Source organism: Nonomuraea fuscirosea, assembly GCF_003001935.1.
Taxonomy (GTDB): Bacteria; Actinomycetota; Actinomycetes; order Streptosporangiales; family Streptosporangiaceae; genus Nonomuraea; species Nonomuraea fuscirosea.
This window is the reverse complement of record NZ_PVNG01000010.1, coordinates 129,650-152,539: the sequence shown is the minus strand read 5'-3', so window position 1 is coordinate 152,539 and position 22,890 is coordinate 129,650. Positions and strand designations below refer to the sequence as shown.

Annotated in this window: 23 protein-coding genes; 11 read left to right on the top strand and 12 right to left on the bottom strand. The window is 73.1% G+C overall.

Going from position 1 to position 22,890, the window contains the following annotated elements; all coding sequences use genetic code 11:
• Positions 1 to 13: 13 nt before the first annotated feature.
• Positions 14 to 679 carry a glycosyltransferase family 2 protein gene (locus B0I32_RS23635; RefSeq protein ID WP_106243110.1) on the bottom strand — a complete coding sequence of 222 codons (666 nt, stop codon included), beginning with the start codon at positions 677 to 679 and terminating at the stop codon, positions 14 to 16.
• Between the two features lie 220 nt (positions 680 to 899).
• On the opposite strand from B0I32_RS23635, the gene B0I32_RS23630 reads away from it, so the two are divergent.
• A complete protein-coding gene (locus tag B0I32_RS23630; protein ID WP_106243107.1) occupies positions 900 to 1,817 on the top strand; it encodes a CPBP family intramembrane glutamic endopeptidase in 918 nt (305 codons plus the stop codon).
• A 93-nt stretch (positions 1,818 to 1,910) separates the two neighbouring features.
• Here B0I32_RS23630 and B0I32_RS23625 read toward each other — a convergent pair whose 3' ends face one another.
• On the bottom strand, positions 1,911 to 2,615 hold the full coding sequence (locus tag B0I32_RS23625) for a DUF4097 family beta strand repeat-containing protein (RefSeq protein ID WP_106243105.1): 705 nt from the start codon (positions 2,613 to 2,615) through the stop codon (positions 1,911 to 1,913).
• A 174-nt stretch (positions 2,616 to 2,789) separates the two neighbouring features.
• On the opposite strand from B0I32_RS23625, the gene B0I32_RS23620 reads away from it, so the two are divergent.
• Positions 2,790 to 3,956 carry an acyl-CoA dehydrogenase family protein gene (locus tag B0I32_RS23620; protein WP_106243102.1) on the top strand — a complete coding sequence of 389 codons (1,167 nt, stop codon included), beginning with the start codon at positions 2,790 to 2,792 and terminating at the stop codon, positions 3,954 to 3,956.
• Positions 3,957 to 4,025: 69 nt separating this feature from the next.
• Here the strand turns inward: B0I32_RS23620 and B0I32_RS23615 are convergent, their stop codons facing one another.
• The 4 genes from B0I32_RS23615 to B0I32_RS23600 all read right to left on the bottom strand — a co-directional run bounded on the left by B0I32_RS23615 (position 4,026) and on the right by B0I32_RS23600 (position 9,505).
• On the bottom strand, positions 4,026 to 4,850 hold the full coding sequence (locus B0I32_RS23615; RefSeq protein WP_106243099.1) for a patatin-like phospholipase family protein: 825 nt from the start codon (positions 4,848 to 4,850) through the stop codon (positions 4,026 to 4,028).
• 94 nt (positions 4,851 to 4,944) lie between these two features.
• A complete protein-coding gene (locus B0I32_RS23610) occupies positions 4,945 to 7,155 on the bottom strand; it encodes a polysaccharide lyase 8 family protein (RefSeq protein WP_106243096.1) in 2,211 nt (736 codons plus the stop codon).
• Positions 7,156 to 7,165: 10 nt separating this feature from the next.
• The gene (locus B0I32_RS23605; protein WP_146178284.1) at positions 7,166 to 8,422 is read right to left on the bottom strand and encodes an alpha/beta hydrolase; all 1,257 of its coding nucleotides are present in this window, start codon (positions 8,420 to 8,422) and stop codon (positions 7,166 to 7,168) included.
• A 99-nt stretch (positions 8,423 to 8,521) separates the two neighbouring features.
• Positions 8,522 to 9,505, bottom strand: a complete 984-nt coding sequence (locus tag B0I32_RS23600) for an Lrp/AsnC family transcriptional regulator (protein ID WP_106243559.1) — start codon at positions 9,503 to 9,505, stop codon at positions 8,522 to 8,524.
• 82 nt (positions 9,506 to 9,587) lie between these two features.
• Between B0I32_RS23600 and B0I32_RS23595 the strand changes: the two genes are divergently transcribed.
• Positions 9,588 to 10,961, top strand: coding sequence for an MFS transporter (locus B0I32_RS23595; RefSeq protein ID WP_106243557.1), 1,374 nt, complete (start codon positions 9,588 to 9,590; stop codon positions 10,959 to 10,961).
• Positions 10,962 to 10,980: 19 nt separating this feature from the next.
• On the opposite strand, the gene B0I32_RS23590 is transcribed toward B0I32_RS23595, so the two are convergent.
• Positions 10,981 to 11,415, bottom strand: a complete 435-nt coding sequence (locus B0I32_RS23590; protein ID WP_245956007.1) for an ATP-binding protein — start codon at positions 11,413 to 11,415, stop codon at positions 10,981 to 10,983.
• A gap of 228 nt (positions 11,416 to 11,643) precedes the next feature.
• On the opposite strand from B0I32_RS23590, the gene B0I32_RS57805 reads away from it, so the two are divergent.
• On the top strand, positions 11,644 to 11,802 hold the full coding sequence (locus B0I32_RS57805) for a hypothetical protein (protein WP_181307696.1): 159 nt from the start codon (positions 11,644 to 11,646) through the stop codon (positions 11,800 to 11,802).
• A gap of 81 nt (positions 11,803 to 11,883) precedes the next feature.
• Here the strand turns inward: B0I32_RS57805 and B0I32_RS23585 are convergent, their stop codons facing one another.
• Entirely contained in the window at positions 11,884 to 14,175 is a 2,292-nt protein-coding gene (locus B0I32_RS23585; protein WP_106243088.1) for a xanthine dehydrogenase family protein molybdopterin-binding subunit, read from the bottom strand.
• Positions 14,176 to 14,249: 74 nt separating this feature from the next.
• Between B0I32_RS23585 and B0I32_RS23580 the strand changes: the two genes are divergently transcribed.
• Positions 14,250 to 14,723 (top strand): MSMEG_6728 family protein, encoded by a 474-nt coding sequence (locus B0I32_RS23580; protein ID WP_106243085.1) that lies wholly within the window; start codon positions 14,250 to 14,252, stop codon positions 14,721 to 14,723.
• On the opposite strand, the gene B0I32_RS23575 is transcribed toward B0I32_RS23580, so the two are convergent.
• The gene (locus tag B0I32_RS23575; RefSeq protein ID WP_181307694.1) at positions 14,687 to 15,130 is read right to left on the bottom strand and encodes a hypothetical protein; all 444 of its coding nucleotides are present in this window, start codon (positions 15,128 to 15,130) and stop codon (positions 14,687 to 14,689) included. The two genes, B0I32_RS23580 and B0I32_RS23575, sit on opposite strands and share 37 nt — an antisense overlap.
• Positions 15,127 to 16,185, bottom strand: a complete 1,059-nt coding sequence (locus tag B0I32_RS23570) for a carboxymuconolactone decarboxylase family protein (protein WP_219911979.1) — start codon at positions 16,183 to 16,185, stop codon at positions 15,127 to 15,129. The genes B0I32_RS23575 and B0I32_RS23570 overlap by 4 nt, the downstream gene beginning before the upstream one ends.
• Positions 16,186 to 16,375: 190 nt before the next feature.
• On the opposite strand from B0I32_RS23570, the gene B0I32_RS60030 reads away from it, so the two are divergent.
• The 6 genes from B0I32_RS60030 (at position 16,376) to B0I32_RS23540 (ending at position 21,481) form a co-directional block, all read left to right on the top strand.
• Positions 16,376 to 17,662 carry a sensor histidine kinase gene (locus B0I32_RS60030; RefSeq protein WP_106243083.1) on the top strand — a complete coding sequence of 429 codons (1,287 nt, stop codon included), beginning with the start codon at positions 16,376 to 16,378 and terminating at the stop codon, positions 17,660 to 17,662.
• Positions 17,659 to 18,321, top strand: a complete 663-nt coding sequence (locus B0I32_RS23560; RefSeq protein WP_106243081.1) for a response regulator — start codon at positions 17,659 to 17,661, stop codon at positions 18,319 to 18,321. The genes B0I32_RS60030 and B0I32_RS23560 overlap by 4 nt, the downstream gene beginning before the upstream one ends.
• A 43-nt stretch (positions 18,322 to 18,364) precedes the next feature.
• Positions 18,365 to 18,964 carry a sulfite oxidase-like oxidoreductase gene (locus B0I32_RS23555; protein WP_106243078.1) on the top strand — a complete coding sequence of 200 codons (600 nt, stop codon included), beginning with the start codon at positions 18,365 to 18,367 and terminating at the stop codon, positions 18,962 to 18,964.
• A 1-nt stretch (position 18,965) separates the two neighbouring features.
• Positions 18,966 to 19,691 (top strand): ferredoxin reductase, encoded by a 726-nt coding sequence (locus B0I32_RS23550; protein WP_245955987.1) that lies wholly within the window; start codon positions 18,966 to 18,968, stop codon positions 19,689 to 19,691.
• A 2-nt stretch (positions 19,692 to 19,693) separates the two neighbouring features.
• Positions 19,694 to 19,960 (top strand): DUF6510 family protein, encoded by a 267-nt coding sequence (locus B0I32_RS23545; RefSeq protein WP_106243073.1) that lies wholly within the window; start codon positions 19,694 to 19,696, stop codon positions 19,958 to 19,960.
• A gap of 117 nt (positions 19,961 to 20,077) precedes the next feature.
• A complete protein-coding gene (locus B0I32_RS23540; protein ID WP_106243071.1) occupies positions 20,078 to 21,481 on the top strand; it encodes an LCP family protein in 1,404 nt (467 codons plus the stop codon).
• 65 nt (positions 21,482 to 21,546) lie between these two features.
• Here B0I32_RS23540 and B0I32_RS23535 read toward each other — a convergent pair whose 3' ends face one another.
• Positions 21,547 to 22,137 (bottom strand): NADPH-dependent F420 reductase, encoded by a 591-nt coding sequence (locus B0I32_RS23535; RefSeq protein ID WP_106243068.1) that lies wholly within the window; start codon positions 22,135 to 22,137, stop codon positions 21,547 to 21,549.
• A gap of 141 nt (positions 22,138 to 22,278) precedes the next feature.
• Positions 22,279 to 22,875, bottom strand: a complete 597-nt coding sequence (locus B0I32_RS23530) for a TetR/AcrR family transcriptional regulator (RefSeq protein WP_181307692.1) — start codon at positions 22,873 to 22,875, stop codon at positions 22,279 to 22,281.
• Between the last annotated feature and the right edge of the window lie 15 nt (positions 22,876 to 22,890).

Sequence of the window (22,890 nt, the reverse complement as noted above, 5' to 3'; positions counted from 1 at the left end):
CCGCGGGGCGCGTTCACGCGGTTCCGTTCTGGCGGATCAGGACGCGGCGCATGTCGCCGACCGCTCGCAGCGTGCCGCGTACCGTACCGGTGACCTTGGATCTGCCCTGGCGGGGCAGGTAGTCGACGTCGGTCTCGGCGATGTGCCAGCCCGCCGCCCCCGCCCGCAGCACCATCTCCAGCGGATAGCCGAAGCGCCGGTCGACCAGCCCGAGCGCGAGCAGCGGCAGACGCTCGCAGGCCCGCATCGGCCCGAGGTCGCGCAACCGGACCCCGGTACGGCGGCGCAGCCCCCTGGCCAGTACGGCGTTGCCGAGCCGCGCGTGCACCGGCCACGACGCCCCCGGCCGCAGAACCCGGCGGCCCAGCACCAGATCGGCCTCCCCCGCCACGACGGGACCGCTCACCCGGGGCAGTTGAACGGGATCGAGCGACGCGTCGGCGTCCATGAAGCACACGACGTCCGAGACCGCGGCCGCCAGCCCCGCGTGGCAGGCCGCGCCGAACCCCGGACGGGGCTCGCTCACCACCGTCGCCCCGAGGGTGGCCGCGATCCCCGCCGAGCCGTCGGTGGAGCCGTTGTCCACGACGATCGGATGGAAGCCGTCCGGCATCCGCCCGAGCACCCATGGCAGGGCGGCCGCCTCGTTGAGACAGGGCAGCACCACGTTGATCTTCATGCCATCGACGTTATGGAGACATCCGCGTGCACACCCTGACGAACGGTGCCGTCTTTCCGAGTGTTGACCTGCCCAGAAGGCATTCCTGGCCGTCCTCGCGGCGGCGGAAGGTACCCCTGGCTATACCTCCATTGGGCTGTACGCGGGAACGACCGGAAGGGCCTCCGGCTGATGTGCTGATCACTGTCAGTCAAAACGCTCCCCCCAAGGAGAAAGAGAAATGACAGTCGACAGCCGGCCGGAGGCCGAGCAGCATCCGGGACAGGCCGGACTCGGGGGATTCATCCGCCGGCGTCCGCTGGTCAGCTTCTTCATCCTGGCCAACCTGCTGAGCTGGGTCGCCTGGGTGCCGTACGTCCTGTCCACGAACGGCCTCGGCATCCTGAACTTCGGCTTCCCCGAGTTCCTCGGCACCTCGCAACTCCTCGGCGTCCTGCCGGGCGCCTACCTCGGCCCCATCTTCTCCGCGTACCTGGTGACCAGGGTCACGGAGGGCAAGGAGGGCGTCCGCCGGTGGATCGGGCGGATGACCAAGTGGCGGGTGAGCTGGGTCTGGTACCTGGTGACCGCGCTCGGCGTCCCCGCCGCCATCATCGTCACCGGTCTCGCGCTCTCCGACGAGAACATCCACCTGCCGTCCGTCGCCGTGCTGGTGGCGTACGTGCCGGGGCTGCTGCTCCAGATGGTCACCACGGGTCTGGCGGAGGAGCCCGGCTGGCGTGACTTCGCCCTGGCCCGCATGCAGCGCAAGTTCGGCCCGCTGGGCGCCACCGTCATCCTCGGCCCGCTGTGGGGCATGTGGCACCTGCCGCTGTTCCTGAGCGAGTGGGGCGGGTGGCCGGACGTCACGTGGCTGCGGGTGGCCGAGTTCGTCGCCTTCGCCTGCGTCTTCAGTGTGGTCGTCACCTGGGTGTTCAACCGGACCGGCCAGAGCCTGCCGCTGATCATGCTGCTGCACGTCAGCGTCAACAACTTCATGTCGATCGCCTTCTCGGAGGTGTTCCCGACGCTCGCCACCCCCGAGCAGGCGTCCCGCGTCACCCTGCTGGCCGGCACCGCGGCGGCGATCCTGGTGCTCGCCGCGACCCGGGGCCGCCTCGGCTACCGCCCGCCCGCGGAACCGGCGCTCCCGAGCTGAACGAAAGCGGGTGCGGGACCGAAAACCGGTCCCGCACCCGCCGCGCCGGTCCGTGCCGGTTTCCCAGGTCACCCGCCGCGCTCGTCCGGACGTTCAGGGAGAGACGACTTCCAGGTCACCCGAGTCGCTGGTCAGCTCGATCAGGCGGGGGGCCGAGTCGTCGACGGCGGCCTTGATGTTCTTGCCGCCCGAGTCGGTCGAGGCGACCACCTTGTACGGCCCCTGCGGCACGTGCACCGAGATCCGGCCCGAGTCCGTGGCGGTCGTGACCTTGTCCGGCGCTCCGGTGAAGGTGAGCCCGACCGCGCCGGAATCGGTCTTGGCGGCAACCTGCTTCACGGACAGCCCGTCGGCCTCGATCGCCCCCGAGTCGGACCGGGCGTCCAGCTCACCGGACAGGCCGGTCAGCGTCAGGGCGCCGGAGTCGGAGCTGACCTTGACCCGCAGCCCCTTGGGCACCTCGACCTTGTAGCTCACGTCGCAGGACGTGCCCACGGCTCCGAATCCCCACGTCGCGGGGCAGTTGAAGGTCAGGGCGAGCGTGTCGCCCCGCACCTGGTGGCTGGTCTCCGGCTTGTTCTTGCGCCAGGTCAGCGCCTCGGTCACGTGGATGCCCTGCCGCTCCGACTCCACCACCTCGATCGAGCCGGAGTCGGTCTCCACCTGTAGGGCCGCCACCTTGTCGGCGACGTCGTACGTGACGGTGTCCTGCTCGTTCGGACCGCCGATCCCGCACCCCGTCAGCGTCACCGCCACGCCCAGCAGACCCGCGATCGTGGCCATCCGCTTCATCCTCATGACGCCCGATTGTGCGGCATACGGGCGGCGCGGACGTCGGGGAGGTCCCTGAGAACGTCCCTGACCCACCCCTGGGAGGCGATCGAACCCCCGCCCGGCACTGGACAACCCGGCGTTTACGTGATCTGACGGAGGGAGTAAAAGCACCGACGATCGCGAACGGGAGTACCGGAAATGGACGACACGCCGCGACTGCACACCGCCGGTACCGCGCCGCTGGAGCGGGCCCGCGACCTGCGCGCGCTGATCGACCGGGACGCCACGCAGGCGGAGGCCCAGGGCAGGCTCACCGACGCCGTCGTTGACGCCCTGCACGAGTCCGGGCTGTTCGGCATCTGCGTGCCGGCCCCGCTGGGCGGCGCCGAGCTGTCGCCCAGGGAGCTGATGGACGTGCTCGAAGAGCTCTCCTACGCCGATCCCTCGACCGGCTGGGTGGTCATGGCGACCACCCTGGCGAACGGCACGGGCGGCGCGTACCTGGGCGACGACGCCGTCGAGCGGATCTTCGCGGGCCCGCGGACGCCGCTCATCGCGGGCCAGGGCACCCGGCCGGGCGTCGCCGTCCGCGAGGACGGGGGGTTCCGCCTCAGCGGGCAGTGGGGCTTCGCCTCCGGCATGCTGCACGCCCAGTACTCCCACAGCCTGGGCATCGTCGAGGGCACCGACGAGGGACGGATCTTCGTCACCCCCTTGGACGACGTCAAGCAGCTCGGCAACTGGGACGTCCTGGGCCTGCGCGCCACGGGCAGCATCGACTACACCATCGACGACGTCTTCGTACCGGAGTCGCGGAGCCACGTCTTCGACACGAACGAGCCCCTGCGCGGCGGAGCGCTCTACCGGCTGGGGATCGTGGACCACGCGCTGATCTGCCACTCCTCCTGGGCGCTCGGCGTCGGCCGCCGGCTGCTCGACGAGCTGGTCAGGCACGTCGGGGCCCGCGCGGGCCGGCCGGGGCAAATCGCCGGCAGCGACGCCTTCCACACCGACTTCGCCCGCGCGGAGGCGCGCTACCGGGCGGCCAAGGCGCTGGTGCACGAGACGTGGGACGACGCCGAGCGCACGCTGGCCGCGGGCGGGCGGCTCGACGTGCGGCAGGAGACGATGGTACGGCTCGCGCTCAACCACGCGACCTCGACGCTGGCCGAGGTGGCCGGGTTCGTCTACATCTCGGGCGGCACCTCGGCGCTGCGCGACGGGCTGATCCAGCGGCTGTTCAGGGACGTCCACGCGGGCACCCAGCACATCACCTCGGGCCCGCAGGTGCTGCGCGAGTGCGGACGCGAACTGGCGGGGCTGGCCCCGGGCGAAACCTGGTCACTCTTCGTCCTCGGGGCGTGAGCCACGGACCGGCTCTGGATGCTCTTCGCGCCGGAGCCGTGAGCGCCGGTTGGGCGCGGAGGCTGGCGGTCAGCGCCACATCTTCGCGACGCCGGCCGCGGCGGCGCGGCCCTGGGCGTAACCGGCTTCGGCGCTCGGCGTGCGGGACGACGGGTCCAGCGGGTCGGCGCCGAACGCGGCCCGCGCGGGCTCGTCCGGCTCGATCACCTCGACCGTGCCCGAGAGCCGGAGCCACGACGGCTCCCCCAGCTCGGGCATGGGAGCGAGCACCACAACCCGCTCGAACCCGGCCGCCAGGTCGGCGTTGGCGCTCGTGCGTACGCCGCCGTCCATGTACCGGGCCCCGTCGATGGTGACGCACGGCCACACCACGGGAACGGCGCAACTGGCCGCCACCGCGTCCACCAGTTCGACCCCCGAGCCCGGGTCGAACAGCCGCGGCTCGCCGGTGCGGGCGTCCACGGCCACGATCACCACGTCCCGGTCGGGCCACTTGTGCACGGGCAGCCGCCCCTCGATCACCTCGCGCCGCGCGGCCTCGGGAACCGAGTCCGCGGCCAGCGCCAGCGCGCCGATCTCACGCCGCTGCTCGACGGCGTCGAGCGAGCTCTCGGAGATGCGCAGGAGCACCGCCCCCAGCTCCTCTATCGACACGCCGGCCCGGAGCTCGGCGTTCTGCAGGACCGGGTCGGTCTGACGGGCGAGCAGTTCGGTCAGCGTCAGGCCGCTGGTGACCTGGGCGGCCACCGTGGAGCCGGCCGAGGTGCCGATGATCCGGTCGGCGTCCGTGACGTCGGCCCCGCCGTCCGCGAGCCCGGCCAGCACGCCCGTCTCCCATGCGATCCCGGCGATCCCTCCGCCGCCCAGCACCAGTGCCCGCTTGATCCCGCTCATCGGTCCTCCGCCCGTACCCGCTCATCCCGCATTACCCGCTCATCGCAACACCGTCCACCCGCGATGCCATCCCGCACCGGACCGAGACGGGACGTCATCCGAGCCGCACGCCGACCGTCACGGAGGCGCCCTCACGGTCGTGCAGCCGTCCGAACCTGAGCCCGCCCTCGACCGCGACCGCGTCCCCTTCCAGCACCCCGGCGACGGGACGCGGCAGCGTGACGGACAGTTCGCCGAGGTCGCGGCGGGGGTCGGCGACGGTCACGGTGGCGTTCCCGCCGGGCCGCTCGCGCAGCAGCACCGCGCACGGGGCCGAGACGGTCAGGCCGCCGGCGGTGCCCGCGTTCCAGAAGCAGGCCGCCGTCAGCCCCAGCGCGGGCACGTGCACGGCCTGCACCCGGGCGGTGTTGGCCAGCACGCGCACCCGTCCGGGATCGGCGGCGCGTAAGCGGGTCTCCCCCCTCGTCGCACCGGGCAGGAGCGTGTAGGCGTAACCGGCCCCGCGCGGATCGACGCCGTGATCCAACCAGAGCGTCACATAGTCCCTGCTCAAGCCGCCGCCCGCACGGTCCCCGCTCACCCCGCCACCCGCGCGGCGGTCCCGCAGCGTGTGCAGGACCTGCGGGGACGGCACGAGGTAACCGCCGTGTCCCTCGACGTGCGCCCATCCCTCCCCCGTGGTGAGCGCCGCACCCGTCCTGCGGTTGTCCACGATCGTCTCGACGGCCACACCGTCGTCGGCCGTGATGCCCCCACCCAGGCACACGACGGCGTCGTCGAGGAAGAACCACGACTTGAACGCCTCCATCGTGCTCTCCAGGCCGCTCAGGTGCTGGCCGACGGCCGCGTACGTGCCGTCGCTCGCCCCGCCCACCCACCGCCACGGCGTACGGGTGTCGCCCCACGCCGCTCCGGCCCCGTCGGGCAGCCGCCGGGTGGAGACGGTCGTGCCCGGCAGCCGGTAGGGGTCCACGGTCGGCCAGAACGCGTCGGAGTACTGGTCGCCCGAACCCTCGGCCCACCAGTAGAGCATCCCCGAGCCGGTGTGCCAGCCGCGGAGGTTCTCGCCGTTGCCGTGCTCGTAGTGGCCGATCCGGTGCGAGGCCATGCTGAGCGCGGCACACCAGCCCGGCGTCCGGTGCACGGCTCTGGCGCTCATGGGCAGCAGCCGGTGCCCGAGCGGCTCGGGCGCCGCGGGCACGGCGTCGTCGTCCATGACCGCCGTCAGGCGGGCGTGCAGCGCGGGATCGGCGTGCTCCAGCATCGGCCGGGACGTGCCGCGTACCGCCCAGCCCTTCACCATCGCCTGCCAGCGCGCCCGCGGGCCGGCCGGCGCGCTCTCCCCCAGCAGCAGCACCGCGGCCGCGACGGCCCGCCCGCTCTCGTGGTCGCCGAACGCCCTCCTGCCGACCGACCGGCCGCGGACGAGGTCCATGCAGGCGCCGTCGCGGACGAAGGGGGCGAACGACCGCTCGACCGTGTCGAACACCCTCGTGTCGGCGATCTCCCACGGCGATCCGCGCAGCAGCGCGTACAGCGTGGCCAGCCCCGACAGCAGCGTCACCCCGTAGGCGCCCTGGTAGGGCACGGAGGAGTGCTGGACGAACGACCCGTCGCGGTAGAACCCGTCACCGTCGGAGACCGTCGGGAACACCGGGGCCAGCGCGGCGACGGCGGCCCGCGCCCGGTCGTGGTCGTCGTCGAGCATGGCCCGCAGCAGCGTCACCAGGCACAGATCCACCCGGTTGGCGCCGGTGCTGGTGCCGCTGTAGGCGGCGAGCCGGCTCAGCGGGACGAAGTGATCGACCGCGTCCAGAAGCTCGGTGTCCGCCTGCCCGGTGAGCACGGCCGCGTCGAGCAGCGCCTTCGGCACGCCGATCTGCCAGTGCCACCAGTTGCCCGTGGCCTCGGCGCCGGCCGCGTACACGTGCCGCACGTAGTGACGCACGCCCTCGGCGACCGCCCTGGCCAGCTCGGGACGCGGGTCCAGCGCGTACGCCCGCGCCATGACCCGCAGCCGCCGCGGCGTCGCCGCGAACGAGGGGAACCGCTCGTCCGGCCAGAGCCAGGAAGGCCCGGGCGCCATCGTGTCGCGGTAGCGGGCGGCGGCCCGCGCCAGTTCACGATACGGCCGCGCACCCGGATCGCCCGGAGGCCCCGTCACCACCTCCCGCCAGCGACGGCGCAACAGAGTGAAGGTGTCGTCCGGCGTGTGCGCGGCCCGCGCGGGCGTCAGAGCCCCCAGCGTCCCCGCCGCGCCCACGCCGCCGAGCCGGAGGAACGATCGCCTGGATGGCAGCGGCACGCCTCGATTATCACGCGCCGCGCAGGCCGGTGAACCAGTCGAGTATCCGCGGCATGGCGCGGAGCGGCGAGGTCATGTGGTCCACGTTCCCGACATCGGTGAGCGTCGCCTTCACGCCGCTCGCCTTCAGCTCCTTCAGGCAGAGGCGGGAGTTGGCGATGACCACTTCCCTGTCGCCGCGCCCGGCGTAGAGGCGGACGGGCACGCCGGGCCGCCAGCCGGCGCAGGTGGCGTCGTTGTCCACCATCGCCTTGAGCAGCGAGCCGGACGGCTGGGCCACGCGCTTGAGGTAGGCGTCGGTGAGGAGGTCGCGGTGCGAGGCGGGCAGCCCGGCCACGATCTCGTCGAAGCCGTGCTGCCCGTCGAACAGCCGCTCCACGCCCGGGTCGCGGAACGCCTCCGACGGGGAGTCGTACAGGTGGTGCAGCCGGTTCATCGAGACGGTCCAGTACGCGAGATAGTAGGTGGCGACGTGGGGGTCGAGCCGGCCCTGGAGCAGCGCGGGCATCTCGGCCCTGCGCACGTGGTACGGCCCCGCGATCGGCGCGACGCCGCGCAGCCGGTACCCGGAATCCTCACGCAGCGCCTTGCTCAGCGCCATGGCCGCGTGCCCGCCCTGCGAGAACCCGGTCACCAGCACGTCGCCGCTCAGCGTGCGCCCCTGCCGCCGAGCCAGTTCCCCGGCCGCCCGCAGCAGGTCGGCCGAGGCCGACGCCTCGGTGGCCGCGTCCATGTACGGGTGGAACCCCGGCCCCGTCCCGAGCCCGAGATAGTCGGGGGCGATCCCGGCGAATCCGGCGGCGGCGAACATCAGCGGCACCGCCCGCCCGTCGCCGTCGGACACCGAGCCGGCGTACGCCTTGGTGGCCAGGGTGCCGTGCTCGTAGCTGACCGTCCACAGTCCTCGCCTGGACCTGGCGGGCAGGGCGACGACGCCGCTGGCCGTGGTGGGCGTCCCGTCCACGGCGACGGTGCGGTAGACGACCGCGTACAGGTCGGCGCCCTGCGGCCGGGGCGGCACGGGGTAGCCGCGCTCGGTGAGCGTGGCCTTGACCTGGGCAGCCGACAGGCGCGCCAGCAACTCGGCGGAGACGACCGAGCCCCTGCCGTCCGCGATCACCGTCCCGGACGACGTCCCGGACGACAGGGCGGACGGCGTGGCGGAGGACGTCCCGGTCGCGGCCAGTGCGGCCGGAGCGGTCGCGGTGGCCAGGACGAGCCCGGCGCAGGCGAGGGCGAGCAGCCGGGTCTTCATGGAGGTCTTCATGACACGAAACGCTAGGGATCGCGGCGTTCGAGCCCCATCCCGCGCTCCGCCCATCTCGTGGTGGCGCCGGCCCTACCTCGGCACACCGGCAGGACCCCCTCACCCCGGCAGGACCGCCCCCGCCCGCTTCATCGTCCTGATGATCGGCCCCGTCTCGATGTGCCGGATGGCGGGCAGCGCGCCCACGCTGTCGGTCAGGTAGCGGTAGAGCGCGGTGTCGTCGCGGCAGACGATGCTGACCGTCAGGTTGGTCGGCCCGGTCGTCGCGCCCGCGAACGCCACCTCCGGGTGCTCCGCCAGCGCCCGCCCGGTCGCGTCGAGCTCGGCCGGCGGCACCGACATCCACAGCTGGGCCTCCACCTGGTAGCCGAGCAGCGTGGGCAGCACGTCCATGTCGAAGAAGAGGGCGCCCGCCGCGCAGAGCTGGTCCATCCGGCGCTTGACCGTCGACTCCGACCAGCCCGTCACCGCCGCCAGGTCGGCGTAGCCGGCCCGCCCGTCGCGGGACAGCGCGTCCACCATCGCCTGGTCGCCGGGCCCGAGCGTGAGCCGTTCGCCGTCGCCGCGCGGCCCGTTGATCCGGTCCGCCGCCAGGTGCGCCACCTGGTCGGGGGCGAGCACGGCCAGCCCCGACCAGCCGATCCGGCCGCCCACGAACGTGTGCAGGGTGCGGTGCGCCGACACCGACAGCACGCGGTTGGTCCGCGCCAGTTTGTCGAGCAGCAGCGACTCGCGTTCCTTGGCGGTGCGGTGCAGCGTGCCGCTGGAGATCTCCGTGCCGCCGGACAGCAGGTGCACCCAGGACGTGTCGGAGCGCCGCGCGAGCGCCTCGGCGATCGACACCGCCGCGTCGGGGGTGCAGCGCAGCCTGATCGCCCACGACTCGTAGCCGAGCCGCCGCCCGTCCACGACGCCGACCACCCGCAACATGCCACTGGAGCGCAGCCGGCGGTAGCGGCGCGCCACTCGCTGGTCGGACACCCCGAGCACCTCCGCGATGCGGTTGAACGAGGCCCGCCCGTCCACCTGGAGCGCGTGCATCAGCCCACGATCGACGTCGTCCAGCTCAAGGATTTCCATCATCACAGGCTAGCTCGTACGGATAATCTGCAGAACCGGTCTCATCGCTGGCGGGAACCCGCACCCGGGCCGCACTGTGGTCGCCATGACCCAAACCCGGATCCCCGAGACCGCGACCACCTCGTGGTCGCCTCTGGTGGCCGCCTGCCTGGGCGCCTTCATGCTCCTCGTGGACGTCACCATCGTCATGGTCGCCCTGCCCGACATCACCGCCGACCTCGGCATGTCCTTCACCGGCACGCAGTGGCTGCTCGACGGGTACGCGCTGGCCCTGGCCGCCCTGCTGCTGGCCGCCGGGTCGTTCGCCGACCACACGGGGCGGCGCAAGGTGTACCTGTCGGCGCTGGCGGTGTTCGCGCTGGCCTCGCTGGCCTGCGGGCTGGCCCCCTCCGGCGGCGTGCTGCTGGCGGCCCGCGTGGTGCAGGGCGCGGCGGCCGCGGCCATGATGGCCACCACCCTCGCCCTCATCAGCGCCACCTATCACGGCAGGCGGCGCGGTATCGCGTTCGGCGTGTGGGGCGGCGTGAACGGAGCCGCCGCGGCCGTCGCGCCCGTGCTCGGCGGCCTGCTCACCGAGCACCTGCACTGGCGGGCCATCTTCCTGGTGAACCTGCCCATCACGCTGGTCGCCGGCTGGCTGACCGTGCGCGGCGTGGAGGAGTCGCGCCTGCCCGGCGGGGCCAGACTCGACTGGGCCGGCATGGCCACGTTCACGCTGGCGGCCGGCGGGCTCACGTACGGGCTGATCGAGGCCGGCGAGCACGGCTGGACGGCGGCGCGGACGCTGGTGCCGCTCGGCGCGGCGGCGGTGGCCTTCTTCGTCTTCCTCGTCGTCGAGACGCGCGGCGCGAACCCCATGCTGGACCTGCGCCTGTTCGCCGACCGGTCGTTCAGCGGGATCATGGCGGGAGCCGGGCTGCTCATGCCGGCCGCGTTCGCCTGCCTGGCCTTCACCTCACTCTGGCTGCAGCAGGACCTGCGGCTCGGCCCGGTGATGGCGGGGCTGGCGCTGTCGCCGATGGCCGCCACTTCGCTGGTGACCTCCGTGGCCGCCTCCCGGCTGCTGCCCCGGCTGACGCCGCGCGCCGCGCTCGGCGGCGGGCTGCTGCTGATCGGCGCGGGCTCGTTCCTCCAGGGCCTGCTCGACGCCCGGTCGGACTGGCCGGCGCTGACGCCGGGCCTGATCGTCGTGGGCGTGGGCGTCGGGCTGGCCGTCCCCGCGCTCAGCTCCGCCGCCATGGCCCACGCCCCGGCCATGCGCGCGGGCATGGCGGCCGGCACCGTGAACACGGTCAGGCAGCTCGGGTACGCGCTCGGCATCGCGGTGCTCGGCATCGTCTACCAGGGCGGCGGGCCGGCGTACGCGGCGCTCGACGACGTCTACCGGGTCAGCGCGGCCACCGGCGTCCTGGCGGGCCTGCTGGTCCTGGTCACGGTGGGGACGACGCGCCGGGCCTGATCAGTGGCCCGGGAAGACGTCAGACCCCGGCTCTGATCGGCACGACGTTGCCCGCCGCGCCCCGGCGCGGCAGCGCGAACCAGGTGGCCTTGCCGACGAGGTCGGGCCGGGTGACGTAGCGCTGGGGGTGGCAGCCGTAGAAGCCGTCGGAGAGCCTGGCGATGATGCGCAGACCGCGTCCGTGCTCGGCCGCGAGGTCGTGGGGCGCCTGGGCGGGCAGCAGCGGGCTGCTGTCCACGACCACGCACATGATCTCTCTGGCGTCCACGTGCAGCCCGAGTTCGTACGGCTCGGCGCCGTACATGAGGGCATTGGTGATCAATTCGCTCACCATGAGAACGGCGTCGTCCACGACCTCGGAAGAAAGGGAGAGTTGCGATAATTCCGTGCGAATGGCAGCTCGCGCCCGGCCCACTGTCCTGACGTCGTCGTGCAGCGGCCACGCGTGCCGCATCCTGCTCCGGCGAGTCGGTCGCAGCCTGGTCATGGCATCTGTCTCCTGTGCCGATGGGCAACGGATGCGCGTTTCGCTTAACAAGAGGACCTGCCCCGGGGTTGTCGTACATCGCCGTCGAAACCTGTACGTACGGAAGGCCGTTCCGGGTCGATTCTTCGGCGAGAAATCGCCATTGTTTTGCCAGTCGCTCGAAACGGCCGCGCCGGGCCGGGTACTGACTCCCGCATGAGCAGTCCTGACGAGTACAAGCCCAAGACCGACGGCGAACGCGAACGCCGCCGCCCCGACGAGCCCGTGCCCGCCGGCCGCAAGGCCCTGGAGCAGGCGCTGTTCGAGTCGGGCAAGGCCATCGAAGATCTCATCGGCCCGAGCGGGCCGGCATGACAAGAACGCACGCCACGAGCACCGCGGCCGGAGCGCCGCACAGCACGAACCCCGCCGCCGGAGCGCCGCACTCCGGCGGTGTCAGGCCCGCAGCAGGGACCACACGACGGCCGGCGTCAGAGGGACGTCGGTGACCTGGGCGGCGATCTCCGGCAGCGCGGCGGCCACCGCGTTCGCGATGGCGGCCGGCGGCCCGATCGTGCCGGCCTCGCCGACGCCCTTCATCCCGCCGGGGGTGAGCGGCGACGGCGTCTCCATCAGCACGACCTCGATGCCGGGCACCTCCCGCGTGGTCGGCGGCAGGTACTCGGCGATCGGCTGCCCGTCGTCGGTGTAGCCGATCTCCTCGGTCAGCGCCTGGCCGATGCCCTGGGCCACGCCGCCCGTGAGCTGCCCCTCCACCACGGTGGGGTTGACCAGCACGCCGGCGTCGTTGACCACCCAGTAACGCTCCACCTCGACCGCCCCGGTCTCGGGATCGACGGCCACGGCCGCCGCGTGGGCCCCGTACGCGAACGTGTAGCCCTCCGGGTCGTAGCTGACCCGTTCCTCAAGGCCGGGCGCGAACCCCTCGGGCAGGTCCCAGCCGCGCCAGGCCGAGGTGGCCAGGTCGCGCAGCGTCAGCGACGCCCGCGGATCGCCCTGCACACGTACGGAACCGTCGGCGATCTCCAGGTCGCCGGCGTCGGCCTCCAGCCGGTGCGCGGCCAGGGCCAGCAGCCGGTCCCGCAGCCGGACGGCGGCCCGTACGAGCGCGCCGCCGCCGACCGCCAGCGAACGGCTGGCGACCGCCCCGATCGACGAGTACGGCGTCGTCGCCGTGTCCCCCAGCACCACCCGCACCCGCTCGATGGGCACCCCCACCCGGTCGGCCGCGATCTGGGCCAGCGCCGTCTCGATCCCCTGTCCCATCGAGACCACCCCGGACGACACCACCACGGACCCGTCCTGCTCCATCCGCAGGATCGCCGTCTCGTAGCCGCCCGCCGCCGCGTTGATGGCCTTCATGTCCATCGACGGCCCCATGCCGGTGCTCTCCACGTGACAGGAGTAGCCCACGCCGCGCCTGCGCCCGTCGTCCTTCTCGACCGGCCGGACCAGGTCGCGCAGCGTGCGCAGGGCGCGCGGGTAGTCGCCGGAGTCGTAGGTCTGGAAGACACGCGTCGTGTACGGCAGCTCGTCCGGCCGCAGCATGTTGCGCAGCCGCAGCTCGACCGGGTCCAGGCCGAGCCTGCGGGCCGCCTCGTCGATCAGCCGCTCCCTGGTCAGGGCCGCTTCCGGCTGACCGAAGCCGCGGTAGGAGCCGGTCGGCGTGGTCGTGGTGACGACGCCGCGCACCCGTACGGCGAACCGGTCGAACCGGTACGGTCCCGGCAGCAGCGTGGCGGTGACCGCGAACGTCGAGCCGCCCACGTTCGACGGATGGGCGCCGAGGTCGCCGAGCACGTCCACGTCCATGGCCACGAAGCGCCCGTCGCCGTCGAGCGCGAGCCGCCCCCTGTGCACGGCCTGCCGGGCGGGCAGCGTGGCGAACAACCGGTCGCCCGGCGGCTCCGACCAGCTCACCGGCCGGCCCAGCCGGATCGCGGCCAGGCAGGCGAGCGTCTCGTCCGGGTAGAGGTGCTCCTTGGCGCCGAACCCGCCTCCGGTGTCGCGGCTGACGACGCGGACCCGGTCGTGGGACAGCCCGAGCGCCTCGGCCAGATGCTCGCGGGCGTGGTGCGGCGCCTGGGAGGACAGGTGCACGGTCAGCTCGTCGCCGGCGTAGGAGGCGTAGGAGGCCACCACGCCGCGCGGCTCCAGCGGGTACGGCGAGACCCGGCCCATCCTGAAGGTCATCTCGACGACGTGCTCGGCCCCCTCCACGGCGGCCGCGCAGTCGTCGTCGCCCATGACGAAGTCGAAGAGCACGTTGCTCCCCAGATCGGGATGGAGCAGCGGCGCGTCATCGGACAGCGCCCGCTCGGCGCCGACCACGGCGGGCAGCTCGTCGAGGTCCAGGTCGAGCAGGTCGGCGGCGTCCCTGGCGGCCTGCGGCGTCTCGGCGACCACCACGGCGAGCGGCTGGCCCACGTATCTGACGGCGTCGTCCAGCACCGGGTAGGACGTCATCAGCTGGCCCGGCATCACGTTCACGCAGGGCAGGCGCAGGCCGGCGGCGTCAGCGGGGAGGATGACGTCGAGCACGCCCTCGACGGCCCGCGCCGCCTTGGTGTCGCAGCCGAGCAGCCGGCCGTGCGCGACGGGGCTGCGGACCACGTGCGCGTACGCCATGCCCGGCAGGCGTACGGAGGCGACGTATCTGCTCTTTCCCGTCAGCAGCCGGGCGTCTTCCCTGCGTGGCGTCCGCGCGCCGACATACCCGTTCCCCATGGGCCCGATTGTGAGCGCTCCCCGGGCGGCGGTCTATACCATCCGCGAGAAAGAGCACGTCAGCGAGGGTAACGATGCAAACATTCCTGCCATATCCGGATTTCGCCGCTTCGGCGGCGGTGCTCGACCCGCTGCGGCTGGGCAAGCAGCGCGTCGAGACGTTGCAGGTCCTGCGCGCCCTCACCGTCCCCGGGTACGGCTGGCGGCACCACCCCGTCGTGAAGATGTGGGCCGGCTACGAGGAGGCGCTCGTCCGCTACGGGCTGGAGATGTGCCGCCACTGGTGCTCGCTCGGCCGCGCCGACACCTGCGCGGACACCATGACGACCGAGGTGACCCGGCTGCGCGGCACGCCCGTCATCCGCGCGCAGGCCGAGCTGGCGGCGGCCGGGGAGCTGCCGCCCTGGCTCGGCGACGAGAAACTGCACCTCAGCCACCGCTCGGCGCTCCTGCGCAAGGACCCCGGCTTCTACCGGCCGGTCTTCGGCGACGGTGACCCCGACGACCTGGACTACGTCTGGCCCCGCTCCGACCGCCTGCCCGCCTGACCGTCCCCCTGTCCATCCGCCGCCAGCACCCGTAAGAGCTGGACGACCCCGCCGCCGAACATCCCCACACCGAGCGGCACGTGCGGCACCGTCACGTGCGCCAGGCCCAGGACCGCCGCCACGGCCGTGAGCAGCAGCAGCGCCGCGGCCGGCCCGACGAACCTGGCGGAGCCGCCGCCGGGCCGCCAGACCAGGATCGCGGCGACCAGGTGGGCGAGCCCGATGACGCCCAGGGCGATGCCCGAGTTCAGGTGCAGCGCCCGGCCGCCGGGCGAGGAGAGCAGCATGCCCGCCGTCACCGCCTGGAACAGCAGCGCGACGACGTGCAGGACGGCCACCGCCTTGAGCGCCTGCATCGGCCAGGGGGCGGTGGCGGGCGGGCCGGCGAGGGTGTGGTGCGCGGTCATGATCGCTCTCCCTGAGTCGTCTCAGCCGGTACGGCACCCGCCCCGCTCCGGACGACCCCGCCTCCGGCGGCCGTGATGCGGGCCTCCACGTGCGCGGTGGCCAGGATCGCGCCGTAGGCGCACAGCCGTACCAGGTCCTCGTCCGTACGGGCGGAGCCGCGCCAGGCGGCCACGTCGGCGTCCGTCACCCGGTACGGCGCGAACGCGGTGAGCAGGACCAGCCGCGCCCCCGCGCGGTCGCCGGCGGGCAGACCGGCCAGCGGCTCGTCCAGCCAGGCGGTGCCCATCGGCGGATGCGCGCCGTCCCAGACCGCGACCGCCCGGGTCACGGCCGCCCGCGCGGGGCCGCTGAGCAGGTCGCCCCCGGCCTCGGTGACGGCCTTGAGCGTGGCGTACGCGGTCCCGGCCGGAGCCCCGTCCGCCCAGCCGGGCTCGGCACGGGCGGGCAGCCCGGCGATCAGCGGCAGGCCCGCCCCCGGGGCCGCCTGCCTGCGCACCGGTCCCGCCATCGCCCGCCCGCCCACACTCCTGACCAGGCGGAACTTCTGCAGATTGGCGGGCATGAGGTTCTCGGTGAGCAACGCCGAGGCGATCCTGTTGATGAAGTGGAAGCTGAGCGCGGTCCCGACGTACTCCGGCGCGAGCGCGTCCGGATACGGCCGCGCCGCCCCGGGCGACCTGGCCCAGGCCAGCAGCGCGGCGTGCCCGGGATCCGCGGGCACCTCGCCACGGGCGATGCTCTCGCCGAGCCGGTGGTCACCGGTGGCGTGCAGCAGCGTCGTGTGCGCGGCCACGCAGAACGTGCACTGGTTGGCCAGCGAGACGCCCAGCGCCACGACCTCCTTGCCGGTCCTGGGCGCCGCCCCGGCCAGCAGCGACTCGCGCAGCGTGACCCAGGTCGCGGCCAGCACCTCCTCGGCGGGCGACAGGGTCAGGAACACCGCCATGCGCGCCATGCCGAAGTCCTCGGCGAGCTGGGCGTACACCTGTGCGGTCCGGCCGGTGGCGGCTCTGGCCGGGACCGGGGTGACGTAACGGAAGGAGCCGGCCATCATCGGCTCCCGCGACGGATCGTGTCCATGGCCGAATCGTCCTGCGCGGACCCGCCGCCGGTCATCGGCCGTGGGAAGACTTCCCGGGCTACCGCCGGCGGCCGCGAACCGGAGCGGATACTTCCCCGGGAGTAGCCCCGAAGCACTTCCCCGCGCCGATGAGCCTGCCAGGAAGTCGTTCTACTCTGCAGTGATGAGCTCTGTGCACGCGTGGCGGCCGGTCGCCGTGGACGGCGCGCTGGCCGTCGTGGTGGCCGTGCTGCAGTCGGCCACCGTGCTGACCAACCCGGGCGCGGGCGCCCTCGACCTCGCCGCCGTGCTGGTCGCCTCGGCCGCCCTCGTCGCCTGGCGGCGGGCGCCGCTGTTTCCGCTGCTGGTCAGCACCCTCGGCATGATCGTCTACGCGGCGCACGCGCAGCCGGGCCCGCAGGCCGCCTTCCCGGTGATGGTGGCGGTCTTCGGCGCGGTACGCGCGGGGCACCGGGTGCCGGCCGCGCTGGCCGGCACGCTCTTCCTGGGGGTGGCCCTGGCGGCGAACCTGGCCGGCGTGCCGTCCGGGCAGGACCCCCAGCCGATCGTCCAGCAGACGGTGCTGCTGCTGGGCTGGTTCCTGGCCGCCGGGGTGGCGGGCACGGTGACCCGGCACCGGCAGGCGTACCTGGAGCAGGCCGAGCAGCGCGCCGCCGAGGCCGAGCGGACCCGCGAGGAGATGGCCCGGCGGCGGGCCGGCGAGGAGCGCCTGCGCATCGCCAGGGAGCTGCACGACTCGCTCACCCACAGCATCTCCGTGATCAAGGTGCAGGCCGGGGTGGCGGTGCACCTGGCGCGCAAGCGCGGCGACGAGGTGCCCGCGGCGCTGCTCGCCATCCAGGAGGCCAGCGGCGACGCCATGCGCGAACTGCGCGCCACGCTGGAGGTGCTGCGCGACGACGCCGCACAGGAGCGGGACCAGGACGACGGCCCAGGCGGCAGTCCGACGGGCGGCCCGGACGACGGCCAGGACGGGGGCCCGCGCGAGAAACCGCACGCGGCCCGGCATGAGGACGGGCGTGCGGCCGGGCATGAGGACGCGGAGCCGGTCAGGGCCGAGCCGAGCGGGCTCGACCGGCTGGACGACCTGGTGGACCGGGCCCGTTCGACCGGCCTGCCCGCGACGGTGACGGTCTCGGGCGAGCGCAGGCCGCTGCCCGCGGAGGTCGACCGGGCCGCGTACCGGATCGTCCAGGAGGCGCTCACCAACGTCTCCAGGCACGCGGGCGGCGCCGCCGCCTCGGTGCGCATCGACTACGGAGGGACGGAGCTGGTCGTGCAGGTGGAGGACGACGGCGGGGCCAGCAGCGACGCGCCGCCTGTGCCGGGCGTGGGCCTGGTCGGCATGCGCGAGCGCGTCACGGCGCTCGGCGGCCGGCTGCGGGCCGAGCCCCGCGCCGAGGGCGGCTTCACCGTGCGTGCGGAGCTTCCGCTGGGGGACGCGTCGTGATCCGTGTGCTCCTCGCGGACGACCAGGCGCTCATCCGGGGCGGTTTCCGCGCCCTGCTGGAGGCCGAGGACGACATCGAGGTGGTGGCCGAGGCCGCGAACGGCGAGCAGGCCGTCGCGCTCGCCCTCGCCCACCTCCCCGACGTGGCGCTCGTCGACGTGCAGATGCCGGTGCTGGACGGCATCGAGGCCACCCGCCGGATTGCCGGCGACGAGCGGCTGAGCGGCGTGCACGTGGTGATCCTGACCAACTACGGCCTCGACGAGTACGTCTTCGACGCGCTCAGGGCGGGCGCGGGCGGCTTCCTGGTCAAGGACACCGAGCCGGTGGACCTGCTGCAGGGCGTCAGGGTGGCGGCCCGCGGCGACGCCCTGCTGTCGCCCTCGATCACCCGCCGGCTGATCGGCGAGTTCGTCGCGCGCCGCCCCGAGCCGGACCACCACGGCCTGGACGTGCTGACCAACCGCGAGCGCGAGGTGACCGCCCTGGTGGCCAGGGGCCTGTCCAACGACGAGATCGCGGCGCACATGGTGATCAGCCCGACCACCGCCAAGACCCACGTCAGCAGGGCGATGACGAAGCTGCACGCCCGCGACCGGGCCCAGCTCGTGGTCTTCGCCTACGAGTCGGGACTGGTCGTTCCCCGGGCGGGTCGCTGAGCCCTTTGGAGCGCCTCGTGATGGAATGGGCTCAGGAGGCGACGTGGGCATCATTTCGCGCGGTTTTCAGGGCAGGCGCAGAGACGCGGGCGACCGGCTGCCGCCCGGCCAGTACCTGGTGGACGACTTCCCCGTGCTGTCGGCGGGGCCGACGCCCCGGGTGCCGCTCGACCGGTGGGAGTTCGCCGTCGACACCGAGGCGGGCCAGACTCACCGGTGGTCGTGGGCGGAGTTCCTGGCGCTGCCGCAGGAGACGCCCACGGTGGACATCCACTGCGTCACCAAGTGGACGAAGCTCGACACCACCTGGCAGGGCGTCTCCCTGGACGTGCTCCTGGAGGACGTGGAGACCGCCGCCGACTACGCGCTGATCTACTCCTACGGCGGCTACACCACGAACCTGCCGCTGGAGGACCTGCTCGACGGCCAGGCGTGGATCGCGCACCGCTTCGACGGCGAGGAGCTGGAGCCCCGTCACGGCGGCCCCGCCCGGCTGATCGTGCCGCACCTGTACTTCTGGAAGTCGGCCAAGTGGGTCCGCGGCATCCGCCTGCTCAACGAGGACTATCCGGGCTTCTGGGAGACGGCCGGCTACAACAACTACGGCGACCCGTGGCGCGAGCAGCGCTACGAGGGCGACTAGGGTGCGCCGTCTGGTCTGGCGGCCGGCCGAGCTGATCTCCTGCGTCGCCGAGACCGAGAGCGCGCGCACGCTGCGCTTCCGGGTGCCCGGCTGGCCGGGACACCTGCCGGGCCAGCACGTCGACGTACGGCTGACCGCCGACGACGGCTACACGGCGCAGCGCAGCTACTCGGTGGCCAACCCGACGGACGGTGACCTGGTCGAGCTGACCGTGGAGAACGTGCCCGACGGCGAGGTGTCCCCCTACCTGACCGAGGTGATGCAGGCCGGCGACCGGCTGGAGATCCGCGGCCCGGTGGGCGGCTGGTTCGTCTGGCGGCAGGAGAGCACGGCGCCGGTGCTGCTGGTCGGCGGCGGGTCGGGCATCGTGCCGCTGATGGCGATGATCAGGGCCCGCCGGCTGGCGGGCGGCCGGGTGCCCTTCCGGCTGCTGTACTCGCTGCGCGACCCCGCCCGCCGCTACTACGCCGAGGAGTTGCGCCGCCCCGACCCGGGGCTCGACGTCACCTACCTCTACACCCGTTCCGCGCCGGAGGGGGTGTCCCGCCCGGCCCGCCGCCTCATGCTGGAGGACCTGGCCGAGGGCGGCTGGCCGGCCTCGTTCGAGGCCGACTGCTACGTGTGCGGGCCGACCGGCTTCGTGGAGGCGGCGGCCGACCTGCTGCTGGCGCTCGGGCACGCACCCGAACGCATCAGAACCGAACGTTTCGGTCCCACCGGAGGCTGACGATGACCGCAGAACACCTGGACGGCAACGCGCTGGCGGGCCCGCTGGGCGAGATCTTCGCCGTGGACGTGACCTCCGCGACGGGCCGCTGCGCCCACTGCGGCCTGACGGGCCCCGTCGCCTCGCTGCTCGTCTACGGCCCCGATCCGGGCCTGGTGGGCCGCTGCCCGGGCTGCGAGGAGGTCGTGCTCAGGGTGGTCCGCGGCCCCGGCGCGGCCTGGCTCGACCTGCGCGGAACGGTGTCCCTGCGGGTCAACCTGCCCGACTGAGGCCACGAAGGCGCGCCCGACTGAGTACACTCAGGCACGTTCAACGGCCGAGATCAGTACGGCGTGGCTCTTGGCCAGGGGCGGCGGCCCTTCGGCCCCGTCTCTGTGGGGAGTGACGTGAGCAGCGGGCTTGTCGACGCGCCTCCGTCCGGGCCGAGCACGCCGCCACGGCGTCGCCGGCCGTGGCTGCGCTGGGTGATCGCGGTCACGGTGACCGTCGTCCTGCTGGTCGCCGGCGCGGCCGTGGGCGTCTACGCGCGGCTGACCGGAAACCTCAAGCAGCAGGACGTCACCGCCGACGACCTCGGCGCCACCCGCCCGCCCAAGGTGGCCGGTACGGCGATGAACATCCTGGTCGTCGGCTCCGACCAGCGCGACGGCAAGAACGCGAAATACGGCCGGGTCCCGGGCGAGCGCACCGACACGATCATGCTGATGCACGTGTCGTCCAGGCGCGACAACGCGATGGTGATCAGCTTCCCGCGCGACTCGGTCGTCCAGTTGCCCGCCTGCCGCGCCGTCCGCGGCCTGCCGGGACAGCAGGCCCATGTCGGCATGATCAACGAGTCGTTCAACTCCGGCGGCATCGCCTGCACCTGGAAGACGATCGAGTCGCTCACCCACATCCGCATCGACCACTTCGTGAAGGTCGACTTCACCGGCTTCAAGGGCATCGTGAACGCGGTCGGCGGGGTCGAGGTCTGCCTGCCCGAGCCGGTCAACGACAAGAAGGCGCTGCTGCACCTGCCGGCCGGGCGGCAGACGCTCACCGGCGAGCAGGCGCTCGGCTACGTGCGCGCCCGCTACTCGCTGGGCGACGGCTCCGACATCGGGCGCATCCAGCGGCAGCAGATGTTCATCGCCTCGATGGTGAAGAAGGCGATGAGCGGCGAGACGCTCACCGACCCGGCCAAGCTCCTGGCCCTGCTCGACGCCGGCACCAAGGCCATCACCACCGACAGCGGCCTGACCACCGGCGTGATGAAGGACCTCGCGACCAGCCTCCAGGGCCTCGACATCAGCAAGCTCCGCTTCATCACCACCCCGTGGCACTACTCGCTCACCCAGCCGGGCCGGGTCGAATGGGAGCGGGAGCAGTCCCACCGGCTGTTCCAGATCGTGGCGAAGGACCAGAGCGTCGACGGCGTCAAGGGCGGCCAGGCGAAGGTGAGCCGCTCGAAGATCCAGATCGAGCTGCGCAACGGCACCTGGCGCACCGGCCTGGCCACCGAGGTCGCGGCCTACCTGGAGCAGCGCGGCTACCACATCGCCAAGATCGGCGACACCCAGCGCAAGCCGCAGCGCAAGACCACGATCGTCTACGGCCCCAACGGCGAGACCCGCGTGCCCACGCTCACCAAGGACCTCCAGCTCGCCGCGCTGCGCCAGGTGCCCGGGGCCGTCACCAGCCGGCTGATCCTGGTGCTCGGGGACGACTGGAAGGGCCTCAAGCAGCTTCGCACGGACGACACCGAAGCCATCAAGGGCTTCGACGCCACCCACGACACCTGCGCCACCTGACCACCGGGGCCGTCCTGATCACCGGGGCCGCTCTGATCACCGGACCCCGATGAGCGACGCGCTGATCACCGGGCTTCTGACAGACCGCCCGCGTCGATGGCGGTGAAGCCGGCGTCCTCGATGAGCGGCACCACGGCCTTCTTGGCCTCGTCGTCGTCCCCCCAGTAGGGCATGTCGGCCCGTGCCCCGCCACGCTGGCCCGCGATGCCCAGGTCCAGCAGCTCGTTGGGGTACTTGGTGTTGAACGTGCGCACCACGCGCACACCCGCCCCCAGCACGTGCTGCTGGTACTGCGGGCTGGTCAGCCCGCAGGGGACGGCCACCATCACGGCCAGGCCGTCGCGCTCACCGATCGGGTTGCTCGGATCGATGACGATCTTGCCCGCGAGGGCGCCGCCGAGCTCCGCCACCACCGTAGGGAACGCCTCCCAGCCGACCGCCAGGACGAGGACGTCGCCGAACGCCGCGGCCTCGGCCGGCGGCCCGCTCCTGGCCCGGCCGTCCCCGCTCCCGGCGGACACCCTGACCGCGGCACCGGCGGCGGCTTCGGCGAGAGCGAGGTCTGAGTCACTGAAGAACACGTCGTGGCCCGCCGCGGCGAGCAGGCGGCCGAGCCGCGAGCCCAGCCTTCCGGACCCCACGATTCCTACGCGCATGTCTCGATCTCCTCGTCCTCCGTGGGTGTGCCCATACCCACGGATGACATTCCTCCGAACCGACACCTTTTGCCGCCCGATAGCCCTGAAACAACGGCCCTCGGACGCGGCGGTCACCCGGCGGCCGTCGGCCGACAGGCGTCAGGCGACGAAGGCGCCCAGCGCGGCCAGGACGTCCACGACCTGCCGGGCGTCCGGCGTGGCCTCAGGGTCGAGCAGCCACTGCAACATCAGGCCGTCGGAGATCGCGATCACGACCGACACCAGCGCCGCGGGCTCGACCGGCAGCTCCGCCCCCAGACGCCCGGCGGCCCTGCTCAGCATGTCGGTCCCGGCGACCCTGGCCTTGGCGTAGGCCTCGGCGAGCTTCGCCCGCAGCACGGGCTCCCGCAGGGCCGCGGGGAAGCTCTCGACGCAGAGCACGAGCTGCGGCCGCATCTCCCCGAACACGTCCACCAGTTGCTCCAGCGCACGCAGGAGCAGCTCTCTCGGCGTGCCCGGCTCGGCCCGGAACAACGATCGCTCCACCCGCTCGGTCCACTGCTCGAAGAACTCGGCGATGGCCTCGTTGAGCAGCGCGTCCTTGCCGCCGAAGTGGTAGCCGATGGAGGCCAGGTTGGTGCCGGATGCGGCCACCAGGTCTCGTGCGGTCGTGCGGGCATAGCCCTTGTCCTGGAGGCAGCTCACCGCTCCAGCCAGCAGTCGTTCGCGGTATCCACCGGCCTCTGTGCTCGCCACGGGATCCATGCTACA